Source organism: Methanosphaerula subterraneus, assembly GCF_052055875.1.
GTDB classification, from domain to species: Archaea; Halobacteriota; Methanomicrobia; order Methanomicrobiales; family Methanospirillaceae; genus Methanosphaerula; species Methanosphaerula subterraneus.
In genome coordinates this window covers 1996208-2012893 of the sequence record NZ_CP170508.1, presented here as the reverse complement: position 1 = coordinate 2012893, position 16686 = coordinate 1996208, and the positions used below count along the sequence as shown (strand labels likewise).

Genomic DNA, 16686 nt, shown 5'->3' with positions numbered 1-16686 from the left:
TTCCTTTTGTACCTCTCTCGTATGTCATCCCTCGATGAGCTGATACAAAAAGCAAGGATGCTCCTCTCCGAGGGGCACAGTCCCGGTCAGATCGCCGACGAGCTGAGCCTCTCGATGGAGACAGTAACCTGGCTCTTAACGCAGAAGAAAGGAGACACGGCACCAAAAGATGTTCATATCGACTGGACAGTGGTCAGCAGCAACGGACTGCTCCTCGATGGGATCGCCTCGCTGATGATCGAACGGTATTACTGCGCCCACCCCCAGGAGGCCTTGGAGGGGCAGTGCCCGTCACTCGGGAGCTGCACCATCGTCGGGATCGCGGTCTCAGGAATCCCGCTCGCAACTCTGATCGCCCAGAAGGAACAGATGAAGCTGGCCATCTACCACCCAGCCAAGCACAGCAGTGCTGATAACCCGATCGGGTCGATCAGCGGGAACTTCTCACAGGTGGGCGGAGAGTGCTCAATTATCGTCGATGATGTGATCACCTCAGGGAAGACGATGCATGAGGTGGTCAGGTACCTGCGCAGGCACAAGGCGACGCCGCTCGCCATCTGGGTCCTCTTTGACAAGCTCGGGATCAAGGAGGTTGAGGGCGTTCCGGTCTACTCAGTCTTCACGATCTCGCGAATAGACTGAGGATTGTTGCCGTTCTTCTGATATCATACCAATAATTTATATAGAAGTTCAATTCAATTTTTTACCATATTGGAGGATTAATAATGCTTGCAGGACAGCCAGTCATCATTCTAAAGGATAATGTTGAGCGAACCAGAGGGCAGGAGGCCCAGCGCTCGAATATTGCAGCAGCAAAGGCGATAGCCTCAGCAGTGCGGACCACGCTTGGCCCCCGTGGCATGGACAAGATGCTGGTAAGTTCTACCGGCGATGTGGTCATCACCAACGATGGGGCTACGATCCTGCACGAGATCTCTGTCCAGCACCCTGGCGCCAAGATGGTGATCGAGGTCGCAGAGACACAGGATGATGAGGTCGGCGATGGTACCACCACAGCCTGTATCCTCGTCGGTTCCCTGATGGAACAGGCAGAGCTTATGCTCGCCAAGCAGATCCACCCGACGATCATCGCCCAGGGGTACCGGATGGGGATGGAGAAGGCACTCGAGATCCTGAACACCATAGCCCTGAAGATCGACGCCACTGACCGTGATGGACTCCTCAAGATCGCCGACACCTCGATGACCGGCAAGTCGATCGAGTCGGTGAAGGGGAAGCTGAACGGGATCGTCGTCGATGCGGTGATGAGTGTCGGAGAGAATCAGAACGGCAAGGTCGTCGTCGACCGTGACGACATCATGATCAAGAAGCAGACCGGCGAAAGCATGGACGACGCCGAACTGATCCGCGGGATCGTCATCGACAAGAACCGGGTATCAGAGCAGATGCCGTCGAAGGTCGTCGAGGCCAAGGTCGCCCTGATCGCATCACCCCTCGAGGTGACCAAGACCCAGGTTAAGTCCAAGATCAAGATCACCGACTCTGCACAGATGAACGCATTCGGAGCCTCCGAGCGCGAGTCCTTAAAGAAGCTCGCAGATGCCGTGATCGCCGCCGGCGCGAATGTACTTCTCTGCCAGAAAGGGATCGCAGACGCAGTCCAGTTCTACCTGGCCAAGGCCGGTGTCCTCGCCGTCGACGACGTCAAGGAGAAGGATATGAAGTATGCAGCCAAGGCACTGCATGCGACGATCGTCAACAAGACCGAAGACCTGACCGCTGCAGACCTCGGGTACGCCGCGCTAGTCGAAGAGAAGGAGGATGCAAACCTGATCACCATTTCAGGCTGCAAGAACCCAAAGGCGATCACCATCCTGCTCCGTGGTTCAACCGACTACCTGATCGATGAACTCGAGCGTGCCGTCGTCGACGGAACCAGCGTGGTCGCCGATGCGATGGAGGACGGAACCTTCGTGGTCGGTGGCGGTGCCGTCGAGACCGAACTGCTGCTGAAACTCAGGGAGTATGCAGAGTCGGTCGGCGGCAGGGTTCAGATCCCGATCGAGGCGTTCGCAACCGTCTTCGAAGCGGTTCCCCTGACCCTCGCCGAGAACTCCGGGTACAACCCCCTCGACAAGCTGGTCGCGTTGAAGTCGGCCCACTCCAATGGACAGAAGTATGCCGGGCTCAATGTCTACACCGGTGAGATCGTCGACATGTTTGAGGCCGGGGTTATCGAACCACTGCGTGTCAAGAAGCAGGCGATCCAGTCTGCAGCAGAGACCGCGAGCATGCTGATCCGTGTCGATGACATGATGATCACCCAGAACCGGGCACCAGGGCAGTAAGCGTACCTGGTGGTATGGGGATGCCCCCGCATCTCCATCAGGAGGAGAGTCTGAACATCAACTCGATCCCTGTCACCCACCAATACCATTTATATAAATCAGAGACAAATTTAGTGGGTCAACGTGCCGAGGTAGTCTAGTCCGGAAAGGCGGTGGCCTCGAAAGCCACTGGTGCTTGGCACCTCGGGAGTTCAAATCTCCCCCTCGGCGTTTATTCTCATGGACTGTTCTGCTTCCGACGATAGGAACTCTAAACAGGCATATTCTTCTATCAGCACCGTCCAGATCGTAATCAGAACAGGGCACCCCCTGCATTGAAGATGAATCATGATTGCGCTGCTCCTCGTGGATGACGAACCCGCCCTGCTCGAGGTGGCCCGCCTCTTTCTTGAACGTTCAGGGGATATCACCGTAACTCCCGCTAAATCCCCAGAAGAAGCGTTTGCACTGCTCAAAGAGAACCCGTTCGATGTGATCGTTTCAGACTTTGAGATGCCCGGGATGAATGGGATAGAACTCCTCAAGACCATCAGGTTAGCAGGGAACAGCATTCCATTCATCATCTTCACCGGGAAAGGACGGGAGCAGATCGTCATCGAGGCCCTGAACCAGGGGGCTGACTTCTATCTCCAGAAGGGTGGAGACCCCCGTTCACAGTTCGCTGAGCTCAGCCACAAGGTGAAGAGGGCGGTCGCCCAGCGGAAGAGCGAACAGGCTCTCCGTCAGAGTGAAGAACGGTTCAGGCTGCTGGCCGAAAACGGAACCGATATGATCTCCTGCCACACCCTTGACGGCACCTATCGGTATGCCTCGCCGGCCTGTGAACATCTCCTCGGGTACCAACCAGAGGAACTGGTCGGCCACGCCGCCTTTGTGTTCATCCACCCCGACGACATCCCAAAGGTCCGCAGGTCCGCAGAAGTGATCCTCGCCAGCGCTCCGCCCTCCCTGATCACCTACCGGATCAGGCGAAAAGATGGGGAGTTCTGCTGGATCGAGTCGACATACCGGCTGGTCGATCTGCCGGGGCATGGACAGGAGATCCAGGTCTCGTCACGGGACATCTCTGCCCGAAAAATTGCGGAGGAGCAGGCATGGTTCCAGGCGGAACTGCTCGACCATATCGGCCAGGCAGTGGTGGTGATCGATTCTGAGGGGACGATCGTCTCCTGGAACAGGGGCGCCGAGGAGCTCTATGGCTGGAAGGCCGACGAGGTCAGAGGAGAGAAACACGAGATCCTGATCACTGCGCAGATCGATGAACCCTCACGGGAGCGGGTCATCCGGGGCACTCAAAACGGAGAGCAGTGGAGTGATGTGACCGCATTCAGACGACGCGATAATCAGGTGATCACCGTCAGGATGAACTGGTTTCCCCTTCACAACCAGGACCAGCAGCAGATCGGAGCGGTTAACATCTCTGAAAAGATCACGCCCCGGAAAGGGAGGACAGACCTGTACCTCGACATCATGACTCATGATATCAACAACGCAGCTACCTCAGCCCTCGGATATGCCGACTGCCTTTCAGGGATGCTTGATGAGGGGGAAGCGGCGATGACGGCAAAGCTTCAGGCCTGTATCCGCCATTCGATCGAGATCATCGACAATATCTCGACGATCAGAACGATCACCGAGGAGCAGGCATTACCTCAAAATATCGACCTGGACCAGGTGATAAAGGCCCAGATTGCCAATTTTCCTGGAATCAATATACATTACAGCAGTCAGAGAACGATCGTCTCTGCAGATGACCTGCTCGGAGTGGTACTGACCAACCTGATCGGGAACAGCAGAAAGTTCGCCGGTCCGGACGGGACGATCACGGTCAGGGTCGAACCCGTCGGTCAGGGATATCAGGTATCGGTCGAGGACGACGGCCCCGGTATCCCTGACAGCGAGAAGCCACTGGTCTTCAACCGGTTCCAGAAGGGTGCAGAAGAGGAGAACGGGAGAGGACTGGGGCTGTACATCGCACAGATGCTGATCGAACGGTATGGGGGGAGGATCTGGGCTGATGATCGGGTGGCAGGCCACCCTGGTGAAGGAGCGGCGATCCGGTTCACTCTGCCGGGGCAAGGGATTTAACCGGCTGTGAAGAGATATGTGCACATGAAGAGATCGATCGGTGCAAAGACATTTCTCTGTGTGCACCCGGACCTGATCGTGGGCACGTATGACCTCGAGGGAAGGCCGAACATGATGGCCGCCGCATGGGGAGGGATCTGCAGCTCAGACCCACCAAGTGTCGGGATATCTGTCAGGCCGTCACGGTACACTCACCAGTCGCTCCTCGAAAAGCGGGAGTTCACGATCAGCATCCCCTCGGAGCGGCATCTCGCCGAGGCCGATTATGTGGGGATCGAGTCCGGAAAAGCGGTCGATAAGTTTGCAGTGACCGGACTGACTCCAAAACGGAGCGATCTGGTCGACGCCCCATATGTGGACGAGTTTCCGGTGGTCCTCGAATGCAGACTCTCCAACACACTCGAGCTCGGGGTACATACCCTCTTCGTCGGTGAGATCCTGGATGTGAAGGTGGACGAAGCAGGGCTCTCCCCTGAGGGGAAGCCGGATCTTTCAAAGATCAGACCGCTCGTCTACGATTCGATCGAAATGGGGTACTATGGGCTTGGAGAGTTCCTCGGCAAAGCGTTCTCCGAAGGCCGGTCATTCATGCGATGAATCAGGTATGAACCAGTCACCATCATCGATCCCAACCACTGCTGACGTCATCGTCGTGGGTGCCGGCCCTGCAGGTTCCACGGCCGCCTACCTGCTGGCGAAGCACGGACATCAGGTGCTGCTCCTCGACAGGGCGGCGTTTCCACGACAGAAACTCTGCGCAGGATGCCTGACCGAGAAGACGCGGGATCTGCTCAGGCGGGCCTTCGGGCTGACGGAGGCCGAACTGGCCAGGGAGGGGATCGTCACGGCGACCGCCGATCATTACCAGATCACCTGCAGGAGCGAGACGATCTCCAGACGGAACACGCCGATACCCTTCACATTTGTAAACCGGGCCGCGTATGATGCGAAACTCCTGGCCGCGGCAGAGAAGGCGGGGGTGACGGTGATCACCGGATGCGAGGTGACCGGTGTGGACCCGACCAGGGGCATGGTCCAGACCAGGGACGGAAGGACGATCACCGGCAGGTACCTGATCGGTGCCGACGGAGCGAATAGCAGGGTCCGACGTGCGTTCCCCACCACCCCAGAGGAGCGGACCAGGTGGTACCAGAACCTGGCCGGCACAGTGGAGATGAAGGTTCCCCGCAACCAGATGACCCCGTCATTCAGGACGATCGATCACCCGGTCCTCTTCTTCGACCTTCCAGGATGGGGAGCCGGCTACGGCTGGGTCTTCCCCGGTGAAGAGGAGATGATCCTCGGCGTCGGCGGGCTGAAACAGAACGGGAAGAGCGGAGTCGCTGAGGTCTTCAGGAACTGTCTGGCTGCTGAGATCATTGAGGAGAAGACCCTGCACCCACAGGGCTGGCCACTCCCGTATGGCAACTTCATCAGGGACCCAACCTGCGGGGTGACCCTGCTGGTCGGAGACGCCGGGGGGTTTGTTGAACCGCTCCTCGGCGAGGGGATCTTCTATGCACACCGCACTGGAGAACTGGCGGCTGTAGCAGTGGACAGGGCGCTTTCAGAGGGAGGCGATGCTGCAGACCAGTACCGGGTCCTGATTCGGTCGCTGATCAATCCAGAGTTAAAGGCAGACCTCCGGGGACGCAGACTGCTCTTCCACCTGCTCCATCACCTGCCACTCCCCCTGATCAGGGTGCTCGTCGCCCTCTCCGATGACCTGCTGATAGGACTGGTCCACGGCCGGCGATCGTGGCAGTGGTTCCGCCCTGCCGGAGACCTCCACCGACGGACCGAACCCTGATCAGGGAAGGGTCATCACGATCCGCTCGCGGGAGAGGAGCCGGGTCAGTACAACCGTGATCAGCAGCATCGACAGCACAGCAAGAAGCATGGCCCCCTCCGTCATCCAGGTGATCTCCCCGGCCACAGAGGCCAGGGACCGTGCGGTGCTCAGCAGAGAGACCATCAGCAGGACCATGACGATCCCGATCACCCGGTTCTCTCGCATCCCGAGCAGCAACTGCGAGAGGCCGAGCAGGCCGACGACGGCAGCGATGCTGCAGGGCACCACGACCAGCAGGTGGACAAGCAGCTCACCCGACCAGAACTGGCCCAGGCCGTCCCCTGCCAGGGGGACGAGAAGAGAGGCACCGATCATCAACCCTGCCGATATAAGGGCGATCAGATAGGCCGGAACCGTCACCCCGAGCACCTTCCCTACCCAGAGTTCCTGAATGGTCAGCGGCGAAGAGAGGAGTGTCTCGATCGATCCGTCCTGCTTCTCCCGCAGAAAGGCCTGTCCTGAGAAGAGGTACCCGGAGAAGAGCCCGAGCATCAGCACCACCGTGAAGAGGAGCGTTTCGAAACGGTCAGCACCAGAAGTACCCGCCCCAGGGACCGACATCCCGCCAAAGACCACCGCAAAGACCAGGGCCGAGAGGAGCAGGCTCCGAGTATGCAGGATCTGATAGGTCTCCTTCTCGGCCACTACCAGCAGTGATCTGATCATGCTGCATCACCCCTGGTAACCGCGAGGTACGCATCTTCAAGCGATTCACGCCTGTAATACCCTTCTTCTACCGGGATGCCGGCATGAACCAGGCAGTCGAGCAGGCCGGCAGAACCTGAGGAGCCCTGCAGGGCGACGTGCACCGCCCCCTCCTCCTGCCAGACCTGCACGACGCCGGGGCAGGCCTTCAACACCTCAACGGCGGCCAGGGTCTGTTCCTGCCGGGATGGAACAATCAGAAAGACTCGCTGCTGGTGACCCCGCCGGATCCCCTCAACGGTGTCGATCGCCCGGATCCTCTGCTCCTGTAGGATCGCGACCCGTGAACAGATCCGCTCCACCTCGTCGAGGTGGTGGGAGTTGAGAAAGACTGTCATCGACTCCTCTGCAGAGAGGGTTCTGATCAGTTCCCTGACCTGCTGTTGGGCCCCGGGGTCGAGGCCGGAGGTCGGTTCGTCCAGAAAGAGGACATCTGGGTGATGGAGAATAGCTCGGGCGAGGCCGAGGGATCGACGCATGCCGGTGGAGAAGGTGCCGACCAGGTCCAACCGGCGGTCGAGGAGACCGACCAGGGAGAGGACCTCCTCCACCCGCTGCGCCGGGTCGGGGACACTGTACAGTCCGGCGTAATAGCGCAGGTTCCGTTCGGCGGAGAGACGGTCGGTCATCCCGTTCTGTTCGAGGAGCACACCAACCCTCCGCCGTTCACGATCATGGTCGGCCAGCGAGACCCCAAAGACCGTGGCTTCCCCCCGGTCCGGGCGGATCAGCCCGAGCAACAGCCGCATCGTGGTCGTCTTCCCCGCACCGTTCGGGCCGAGGAACCCGAAGATCTCCCCGCTCTGGATCGAGAACGAGACCTGGTCAAGAACGAGATGCCCATCAAAGGACCTGCTCAGGTTTCGTGCCTCAATCACCGGATCTGATACCATCGATACGAAGTCGCCGGCTGTCGATATAAGGGGTGCTCCCAGGCTCACTGCTGGACGGTCAGGTTCAGCCCTGCGATCCCTGCCAGGATCAGCAGAATGCAGAGGAACCGGACCAGGCCGCGGGGCTCGTTGAAAAGGATCATCCCGGCGATCACGGTTCCGACGATCCCGATCCCGGTCCAGACCGCATAGGCGGTCCCGAGAGGGAGAGACCTGGTTGCAAGGGAGAGGAAGTAGACGCTCAACCCCATCGTCACCAGGGTGATTAACGTGGGAAATGGCCGGGTGAACCCATCGGTGTACTTGGTCAGCACCGCCCAGACCGCCTCGAAGATCCCTGCGATCATCAGATAGGCCCATGGAAGAGAGGAAGGGGATACGGTCGCATTCACCCCCTGTAGACACCGTGAGGAACGGTGATCTGAAACCGGGCCCCTGACTGCTGGTCAGGAAACACGGAGATGGTGATGCCGGTCACCGAGAGGGATGCCGCTGCGAGGAAGAGGTCATACCCTGACATCTGCAGGTACCCGTACTCAAAGAGCCGGTTCCGGTCCTTCTCAGGGATGGGAAGGCCGTCATCCTCCCAGATCAGCAGCAGCCCCGCACTGGTCCTCTCCAGGGTCAGCCTGACCCGGGTGACCGGAGACCGATGGTTCAGGGCATACGAGAAGAGGACCGCACAGACATCCGGGAGGTGCTGCTCGGCGAAGAGACTGACCTCACCGGCCGCGGAGGCATCGAGGGCGACCCTGGTGGCTGCCTGCCCGGCGGCCGCAGCGAGGACAGACCCCAGCGATTGCCACCGGACCTCACCGACCCCCAGGTCCTGGTACGAGCGAGTGAAGGTGATGTTCCGGTTGATCGTCTCTGCAGCCTTCTCGATCTTCTCAAGAAAGAGCTGCGCCGACTGATCGGTGACCATGTCATGGAGGAGCTCGGCGTACCCGCTCAGCACCATGATCTGGTTCAGAATGTCATGCCTGACCCGAGCGGTGATGCTGCTGACCGCGGCGTTCGCCGCCATCTGCGCAGAGGCCTGCCGTCGCTGATCTGCGATCAGGTGCAGTGCCCTCCGCAGAGCCAGAATCCCGGTATCTCCTCTGCTGCTCAGGCAGAGGTCAGCCCCTGCAGCAAGCCCATCCGCACAGACCTGCTGGTCATCTGAAAGCAGGATGAACGGCGTCGGATCGCCGGCGCTGCGGAGTGACCTGAGCAGTGCTATCCCATCATCAGACACGATCATATCAAATCGTTGCTCCTGGAGTAGCACGAGCGCTGCCTCTACGCTGGCACAGGGGGTGAGATCGCAGCCCCTGTCCAGAACTATCGATCTGAGCAGATCTGAGTCATCATTTACGAAGAGAACCGAAACCATGGTATTATTCCCGTCTTTTGTATTCAGTGAAATGAATACACGCCTGATAAGAGTGGCGTGTTCAGATAACTAAAAGTATTTGCTTAGAAAAAAGCGAGGGGTCAGGGTTGATGGGATCGTCTGATCTTGATCGCTGCCAGCTTCTCGATCGCACCGGTGTCGACCTCCCCAGCGAGCGAGAGCCGGTTGTTGTCGAGGGCACTCTGCACAAACCCTGCACCGGTTGTTGTCCTGACGAGCAGCGTCGTGCACCCCGCCGGCGACCCGACCGAACCTGCGGAGATGTCGGCGTCGACGCCGGTCAGATCATTGCAGGCATGACAGCCCGGCCTGACGCAGTCGGCGAGGTCTTTGAGCGGGATCGTGATCGCGTTTCCGTCCTTGAGGAGGACCTCAAGCCCGCCCTTTACATCCATCTTTTTGATCTGCCAGGGCTCAACCGAGAACTCCCGGACCAGTTTTCCCTCCATCAGTTTCTGGTAGTCGAACGACTCGGTACAGAAGAGGCCGATCAGCAGGCGTATCGCCCGGGCATACGGACGGAGCAGGTCATGGTCGCTCGACCGCATCTGTTCGACGGCCTGAACCACACAGGGCACCCCGACGATGGCGATCCGTCGATACTTCCGCGTGACCACCGCCTCCTTCAGTGCGGCCAGCAGGGGCACCCACCAGTTGTACCGGGAGCCGGCACCGGTGACCAGTGCCTCGGACGAAGTGATCACCGCTGACTGCGGGAGCATCGTCCACTGGTCGGCCGTCACCGTCACGACCGCATCGATCAACCCCTCTTCGAGGGCATTAACCAGGATGGCCGTCACAGCTCCCCCGCTCTGTCTTCCCGCGACCTCGAACGCGGCCTTCGCCGCATGCATCGAGAGAGTCGACCCGATCGTCTCCTCTGCGTGCGGGTGAACGCGTGGACAGACCGCATAGCAGGCCCCGCAGGGAACCCCGTCATTGACCGCCTTGCAGTAGCCATTGTTCCGTGGATGGTCTGATCCTGCACCCTGGTCCATACAGAGCGCATCGGCAGGGCAGACCGCCACACAGGCGCCACAGCCTGCACAGAGGTTCTTCTCCCAGACCGCCCCGCTCAGATCCTTGTAACTTTTCTCTTCCATCGCCATCACTCGTTTGTGTATTTGCCTGCAAAAGGCCGTCCGCTCGCCGGGATTATCCGGGTATATGCCGCACTTAACAACGGGGCAGCGTCGACCCCGAAATGGGTTGCGAACTGTCGGATCAGCGGTGCTATCCGCTCACGGTCCTCGTTTCCGAGGACCGTCTTCGTCGCCCCGACCCCTAAGAACTGGTCATCGACATCGCCGCGTATGATGATCTCCCCCCCGTGGATCCCGGAGCCGAGGCCACGCTCCTCCACCGGGGCGCCGCCATGGAGGCCGAGCACCAGCACGGTCCCGCCTGCCATGTATTCACCGAGAAACGCCCGGGAGTACTCCCCGACCACCAGGGTTGGGTACTTTTCTTTGTACTGCTTCATATGGATCCCGCCACGGTATCCGATATGTCCGCGGACGAAGATCGTGCCGCCCCGCATGCTGTGGGCGACCGCATCGCCGGCACTCCCGTGGACGACGATCGTGCCGCTGTCCATCGTGTTCCCCGGGGCATGTTCGCAGTTGCCGTGGACGATCACCGTCGGCCCGCTCATGAACATCCCGAGATCCCCGCCAGGGACGCCGTGGATCTCGATCACCACGTCATTGCCTCGGAGACCGTCAGCGATGAACCGCTGCCCGAGCACATGTTCGAGCACGATCCGTTTCGCCCCTGCAGCGACTGCTGCCCGGATCTGTTTGTTCAGGGGTGTGTAGTGCATCCCTGCTGCATCAATTGTCACGCTCTCCATCGTCACGCCCCCACCTGCTTCACATCGAGCACCTTCATCATCGACTCGTCGAGCATATACCCGCGGAGCCGGTCCCGGTTGCCGCGGAGGCTCTCGATGCTGTTGATCCCGGCCGCACCCATCAGGTCCATGATCTCCAGGGTCCACCCCTGGATCAGGTTGGCGACCTGCGTCGCCCCGACCTCGGGGTCGAGCCGGTTCACGAGGTCCTGCCGCTGAGTTGCGATCCCCCAGGGGCAGAGGTTTCTGTAACAGCTGCCACAGACCCTGCACCCGAGCGCGACCAGCGCCGCGGTTCCGATGTAGACGGCATCTGCGCCGAGGGCGATCGCCTTGGTGACATCAGTCGAGTCCCGGATCCCGCCGCTGGCGATGATCGAGATCTCGTTTCTGATCCCCTGTGACCGGAGCTTGGCATCGACCGCGGCCACGGCAGCCTCGATCGGGATCCCGACATGGTCCCGGAAGACCCGGGGAGCAGCCCCGGTTCCGCCCCGGAACCCATCGATCACCACCGCATCCGCCGAGGACCGGGCGATCCCTGCTGCGATCGCGGCCACATTGTGGACCGCGGCGATCTTCACGAAGACCGGCTTCTTCCACTCGGTCGCCTCCTTGAGCGCCCTGACCAGCTGGGCCAGGTCCTCAATCGAGTAGATGTCATGGTGCGGGGCCGGGCTGATCGCGTCGCTGCCGACCGGGATCATCCTGGTCAGCGAGACCTCCTCGTTCACCTTCTCACCGGGCAGATGGCCGCCGATCCCCGGCTTGGCCCCCTGTCCGATCTTGATCTCGATCGCGGCTCCGCGTTCCAGGTAGTCGATGTCAACCCCGAACCTGCCTGAAGCGACCTGGACGATCATGTGCTTCTGGAATGGGTACAGGGACTGGTGGAGCCCGCCCTCCCCGGTGCCCATGAAGGTGCCGGCCTTCTCAGCGGCCTTCGCCATCGACATCTGGGCATTCAAGCTGATCGCCCCGTAACTCATATGCCCGATCATGATCGGGGTCTCGAGCTGCAAGTTCGGCGCAAGCGTGGTCAGCAGGTCGACCTCTCCGTCATGCTCCCGGAGGGAGAGCCGGGCCGGTTTCTTACCGATATAGGTCCGGAGTTCCATCGGTTCGCGGAGCGGGTCGATCGATGGGTTCGTGACCTGGCAGGCGTCGAGCAGCAGCCGGTCGAAGATGATCGGATAGGGCTTGGCGTTCCCCATGCCGGAGAGGATGATCTTGCCGGTTCGGGCCTGGTTGTAGATCGATTCCCGTACCTCCCGTGTCCAAACCGGATGGGTCCGGTAATCGAGCGGCTTCTCTTCGAGCGAGATCGCATCACGGGGGCACATCGCAATGCATCGGTGGCAGGCCGTACAGTTCCGTGGGTTGACTGCGATACGGTCCCCCTCTTTATGGAAGACGCCGTACGAACAGTTTTCGACGCATCTGCCGCAGAGCATGCACTGATCCAGATCGATCGAGACCTTGTATCGAAGGGGGAGACTCCCGATCATGCCACAATCCTCCCGATGATCGGATCGCCGGCCCTCGGGGTGAAGACATCATCGATATTCGGGTCCATCGCACGGATCGCCGCCTCTTCGCTGGAGACGTACAACTTTGAGCCGTTCTCTGCCCCGACCAGCGGCCGGAGCTTGGAGCGGTCGGTGAAGGCAACCATCGAGTCCTGGTTGGCGACCACGATGGCAAACGGCCCGTTCATCATCGCCGGGCCATAGGTGAGCCGGATCGCCCGGTCGAGCTCCTGCTGCTTCGGCTCTTCCCGGTCAATCTCGTCCCAGAACGGTGGAGCGAGCGCCCGGACCGTCAGTTCCTGCGAGAGACCGTGCCGGCGGGAGAGAAGGTCAACGACGTAGGCGACGACCTCGGTGTCGGTGAACATCGAGCACTGGTATCCGAAACTCTCGATATACCGCCGGTTAGTCCCGTACGAGGTGATCTCCCCGTTGTGTACGACAGACCAGTTCAACAGGTTGAACGGATGGGCACCACCCCACCATCCCGGGGTGTTGGTCGGGTAGCGGTTGTGCCCCATCCAGATGTAGCCTGAGTAGTCCTCGATCCGGTAGAAGTCGGCGACCTCCTCAGGCCATCCTGCGGCCTTGAAGACCCCGAGGTTCTTACCTGATGAGAAGATCAGGGCCCCGGTCACCTGGGTGTTCACCCTCATCACCAGGCTGGTCACGATATCCTCTGCAGGTGTGGAACTGCGTGTCATCAGGCTGGTGTCCGGGGAGAAGAAGTACCGCCATGGGGTGTGCACCTTGCGCAGCCCTGGCTGTTCATAGGTCGGGATCTCCTCGTCATGGATGATGGTACCCCACTGACCGAGCAGTGCATCGACCTCCTTCTTATGCTCATGCACATTGTCAAAGAAGACGTGCAGTGCATAGTAGTCCTTGAACTCGGGATAGACCCCGTAGGCAACGTAGCCCGCCCCTTCACCGCTCCCCCGCTCGTTCATCATGGAGAGGGCCGATTTGATATGAGAACCGTCCATCAGGGACCGACTCTTATCGATAACACCAATTATCCCACACATGGCAACCACAAAATACTCTCGATAGAGTTCAACTGTATACAGTACTCTCCTAATACCTATATTACAGTAAGTATAAGTAGAATTGGGTAGAAGTTTTCTTCCATATGTCTGGAGACGTAGTATCCGGGATGCTGGAACGGATCGATGCGGATCTGATAAAGTTTATCAGGCTGCAGTTCACCGATATCCTTGGAATCCCGAAGAATGTGGCCATCCCTGTAGAACAGGCAGAGAAAGCACTGACTGAGGGAATCTGGTTTGATGGTTCGTCTATAGAAGGCTTTACCAGGATCGAGGAGTCCGACATGCTGCTCAGGCCAGACCCTGCGACCTATTCGATCCTCCCCTGGAGACCACAGGACGGCAGAGTGGCACGGTTCATCTGTGACCTTCAGACCTATGGTGGCAAGCCGTTTGAGGGCGATCCACGGTATGTGCTGAAGAAGACCCTGGCAGAGGCCGCAAAGATGGGCTTCTCGTTCAACACAGGTCCTGAACTGGAGTTCTTCCTCTTCCAGATGCAGAACGGCAAGCCCACCACCGAGTTCGTCGACAGGGGCGCATACTTCGACCTGGCCCCGAACGACGCGGCAGAGGACGTAAGACGGGATATCGTCATTGCCCTTTCAGAGATGGGCTTTGAGATCGAGGCATCGCACCACGAGGTGGCCGAGAGCCAGCATGAGATCGACTTCAAGTACAGCGATGCCCTGGACACCGCAGACAAAGTGATCACTTTCAAGTTTGCGGCCAAGGCGATCGCCCTCAGAAGCGGGATGCATGCAACGTTCATGGCCAAGCCAATCGGCGGGATCAACGGCAGCGGCATGCATACCCACGGCTCGCTCGCAAAAGACGGAAAGAACGTCTTCTTTGATCCAAACGGCGACAAGCAGTTATCAGACACTGCACGCTACTACATCGGCGGGCTGCTCCACCACGCTCGTGCCATCACCCGGGTTGCCAACCCGACGATCAACTCGTACAAGCGGCTGGTGCCGGGCTATGAAGCCCCGGTCTATGTCTCCTGGTCCACATCCAACCGTTCAGCTCTGATCAGGGTGCCGGCAGCCCGTGGCAACAGCACCAGGGCAGAGCTTCGGTCCCCTGACCCGATGTGCAACCCGTACCTTACCTTCGCCTCGATGCTCGCAGCCGGGCTCGACGGAATCAAGAACAAGATCGAGCCACCGGAGTCGACCGATGTGAACATCTACCACATGACGGCGGCAGAGCGGAAGAGTCAGGGGATCACGATGTTGCCGGGCAGCCTCCCCGAAGCCCACGAGGCACTGCTCGCAGATCAGATCATCTGTAACACCCTCGGCGACCACGTGGTCAGCGGCCTCAGTGCCATCACCACCGCAGAGCACGACTCCTTCCGGATGTCAGTACATCCCTGGGAGATCGAGCGTTACCTCAACACCTTCTAATTTTTTTATCGTGTTGAACGCAACTGTTTTGACCAATCGTAGATTCAAAAGAGTCGGAGACTGGTTCATCTAAGAATTAGATGTGTTAACACTGTTAGGGAAAACCAGATTATTGTCAACGGTCTGGTTTTCGATAAAAAAAAAATACGACAGGGATCAGAAGGGACCGTCCTGTTCAAACGACCGTCCGAACCTGAGCGCCAGCTCGGCCTTGTACAGCTCCTTTCCTAGATAGGCGGCATGGTCGAGGAGGGAAACCCGGTTCTCCGTCTGGATTTTAGCAAAGACCTCCTCCCAATGACTGCCGGAGAAGGCGATCCCGTTATGGACGGCTACGATCTGGCCGTCCTCGATCCCGATCCTGAGGTTCCCAACAGGGTCGTAGGTGAGGGCCCCGGAGAAGGGCGGCACGTCGATCCGTTGCTGGTAGACAAGCGGGGGCTCCCTGCGACGCCGCTTCTCCTTGATCACCAGCAGGTCGAGGCCGACGTCCTTGGGGTAGGGCCGGCACCGGACCAGCATCATCATCTCGGTAGCCCGCCGCATCTCCTGGACGGCTCCGAAGGTCTTGTCCGAGTGTTCACTGGAGAAGATCATAGCCGCGTGCACCTCAAGCGCCATCCCGGCCAGCAGAGCCTGCACCCCGATCGAGTCGGCATCAAGCAGTTCGGTGACATTGCCCGCGCCGAAGAAGAGCGGGTACCCCGGTTCGTCCGGGAACTCCTGGAGCGACCGGACGAGCCCTGATCCGACCGGCTGGAGGAGCGGGTCTGCGATCAGCGAGACGATCCCGGCCTCTTCTGCGAGGGCCAGGTTCTCGGCCAGGGATTTATACCGCGGTACCACCACGGCTGCGACGCCGGCGGCCGCCACCTCGGCCCCGATCAGCGGAATGTTCTCCTCATGGAGCGAAAGAACCAGATCGGCTCGGAAGAGCGCTGCCCTGATCAGGGCCGGGTCCTGCGAGTCCACGGCAAGCGGCCCCTCGACCGATTCGAGCGCTCTAAAGCACCGGAGGACGTCCTCGGGGGTCGCATCGAATCCGAACCCCAGGTCGACGATATCGGCACCGCGGGAGAAGAGGTCGGTGACCGTTGCAGCGAGGTCGGGGTGCCGTGGGGCGTCCATCACCTCGGCCAGCACCTTCATCCGTGAACTGCCGCCGATCTTCACCCCCCGGATCAGCAGGTCAGGGGTGGCGGACCGCTCCAGGCCGGCCAGTTTCCGGGCGGCCTCCTCCTGCCGCCGGAGCCGGATCATCTCATCGGCAGGGACGGTCCGCGAGAGCTCCAGGGAATCGAGCCTGGAGAGGATCAGGGGAAGGTCGGCCGCATGTCGGGGACCACGGAAGACCGGCACTCCAGTCTCCTGCTCCACCTGGTCAAAGGACGCGGTACACATCCCTGAAACGATCACAAGGTCGTACCGCCGCTCTTTGAGCAGGGAGAGGAGCTGGGACGGAGTCAGAAACGAGGCGATCTCGCCGGTCACGACCACATCAGCGTCAAACCCTGCGGCAGCCCTGCTGACGAGCGGGTAGGTTGCCGCACCGGTCGGAAGAAGAACAGGCATACGTCTCCTTAATAGTGAGAAGGATA

15 protein-coding genes and 1 tRNA gene are annotated in these 16686 nt (G+C 59.9%); 7 read left to right on the top strand and 9 right to left on the bottom strand.

Annotation, left to right across the window (positions count from 1 at the left end; translation table 11 throughout):
• Positions 1–21 precede the first annotated feature (21 nt).
• The 6 genes from ACFKSJ_RS09725 (at position 22) to ACFKSJ_RS09700 (ending at position 6207) form a co-directional block, all read left to right on the top strand.
• Entirely contained in the window at positions 22–642 is a 621-nt protein-coding gene (locus ACFKSJ_RS09725; protein WP_440949602.1) for an orotate phosphoribosyltransferase-like protein, read from the top strand.
• 83 nt (positions 643–725) lie between these two features.
• A complete protein-coding gene (gene thsA / locus ACFKSJ_RS09720) occupies positions 726–2309 on the top strand; it encodes a thermosome subunit alpha (protein ID WP_440949601.1) in 1584 nt (527 codons plus the stop codon).
• A gap of 125 nt (positions 2310–2434) precedes the next feature.
• Positions 2435–2519, top strand: a tRNA-Ser gene (locus tag ACFKSJ_RS09715).
• A gap of 117 nt (positions 2520–2636) precedes the next feature.
• Positions 2637–4397: a PAS domain S-box protein gene (locus ACFKSJ_RS09710; RefSeq protein WP_440949600.1), complete on the top strand. Its 1761-nt coding sequence runs from the start codon at positions 2637–2639 to the stop codon at positions 4395–4397.
• 24 nt (positions 4398–4421) lie between these two features.
• Complete coding sequence (locus ACFKSJ_RS09705; RefSeq protein WP_440949599.1) at positions 4422–4994, top strand: flavin reductase family protein; 573 nt, start codon at positions 4422–4424, stop codon at positions 4992–4994.
• A gap of 7 nt (positions 4995–5001) precedes the next feature.
• Positions 5002–6207, top strand: a complete 1206-nt coding sequence (locus ACFKSJ_RS09700) for an NAD(P)/FAD-dependent oxidoreductase (protein WP_440949598.1) — start codon at positions 5002–5004, stop codon at positions 6205–6207.
• Here ACFKSJ_RS09700 and ACFKSJ_RS09695 read toward each other — a convergent pair whose 3' ends face one another.
• The 8 genes from ACFKSJ_RS09695 to ACFKSJ_RS09660 form a co-directional block, all read right to left on the bottom strand.
• A complete protein-coding gene (locus ACFKSJ_RS09695) occupies positions 6208–6915 on the bottom strand; it encodes an ABC transporter permease subunit (RefSeq protein ID WP_440949597.1) in 708 nt (235 codons plus the stop codon).
• A complete protein-coding gene (locus tag ACFKSJ_RS09690) occupies positions 6912–7847 on the bottom strand; it encodes an ABC transporter ATP-binding protein (RefSeq protein ID WP_440949596.1) in 936 nt (311 codons plus the stop codon). The genes ACFKSJ_RS09695 and ACFKSJ_RS09690 overlap by 4 nt, the downstream gene beginning before the upstream one ends.
• Before the next feature lie 44 nt (positions 7848–7891).
• Positions 7892–8239, bottom strand: coding sequence for a DMT family transporter (locus ACFKSJ_RS09685; protein ID WP_440949595.1), 348 nt, complete (start codon positions 8237–8239; stop codon positions 7892–7894).
• The gene (locus ACFKSJ_RS09680; RefSeq protein WP_440949594.1) at positions 8236–9093 is read right to left on the bottom strand and encodes an ATP-binding protein; all 858 of its coding nucleotides are present in this window, start codon (positions 9091–9093) and stop codon (positions 8236–8238) included. Before ACFKSJ_RS09680 ends, ACFKSJ_RS09685 begins: the two co-directional genes overlap by 4 nt.
• A 233-nt stretch (positions 9094–9326) precedes the next feature.
• Positions 9327–10349 carry a Coenzyme F420 hydrogenase/dehydrogenase, beta subunit C-terminal domain gene (locus ACFKSJ_RS09675; RefSeq protein WP_440949593.1) on the bottom strand — a complete coding sequence of 341 codons (1023 nt, stop codon included), beginning with the start codon at positions 10347–10349 and terminating at the stop codon, positions 9327–9329.
• A 5-nt stretch (positions 10350–10354) separates the two neighbouring features.
• Positions 10355–11098: a hypothetical protein gene (locus ACFKSJ_RS09670; RefSeq protein ID WP_440951423.1), complete on the bottom strand. Its 744-nt coding sequence runs from the start codon at positions 11096–11098 to the stop codon at positions 10355–10357.
• A gap of 2 nt (positions 11099–11100) precedes the next feature.
• The gene (locus tag ACFKSJ_RS09665) at positions 11101–12606 is read right to left on the bottom strand and encodes a glutamate synthase-related protein (RefSeq protein ID WP_440949592.1); all 1506 of its coding nucleotides are present in this window, start codon (positions 12604–12606) and stop codon (positions 11101–11103) included.
• The gene (locus tag ACFKSJ_RS09660; protein ID WP_440949591.1) at positions 12603–13655 is read right to left on the bottom strand and encodes a class II glutamine amidotransferase; all 1053 of its coding nucleotides are present in this window, start codon (positions 13653–13655) and stop codon (positions 12603–12605) included. The genes ACFKSJ_RS09665 and ACFKSJ_RS09660 overlap by 4 nt, the downstream gene beginning before the upstream one ends.
• Before the next feature lie 104 nt (positions 13656–13759).
• On the opposite strand from ACFKSJ_RS09660, the gene glnA reads away from it, so the two are divergent.
• The gene (gene glnA / locus ACFKSJ_RS09655; RefSeq protein WP_440949590.1) at positions 13760–15088 is read left to right on the top strand and encodes a type I glutamate--ammonia ligase; all 1329 of its coding nucleotides are present in this window, start codon (positions 13760–13762) and stop codon (positions 15086–15088) included.
• A 156-nt stretch (positions 15089–15244) separates the two neighbouring features.
• Here the strand turns inward: glnA and ACFKSJ_RS09650 are convergent, their stop codons facing one another.
• Positions 15245–16660 carry a dihydropteroate synthase-like protein gene (locus ACFKSJ_RS09650; protein ID WP_440949589.1) on the bottom strand — a complete coding sequence of 472 codons (1416 nt, stop codon included), beginning with the start codon at positions 16658–16660 and terminating at the stop codon, positions 15245–15247.
• Between the last annotated feature and the right edge of the window lie 26 nt (positions 16661–16686).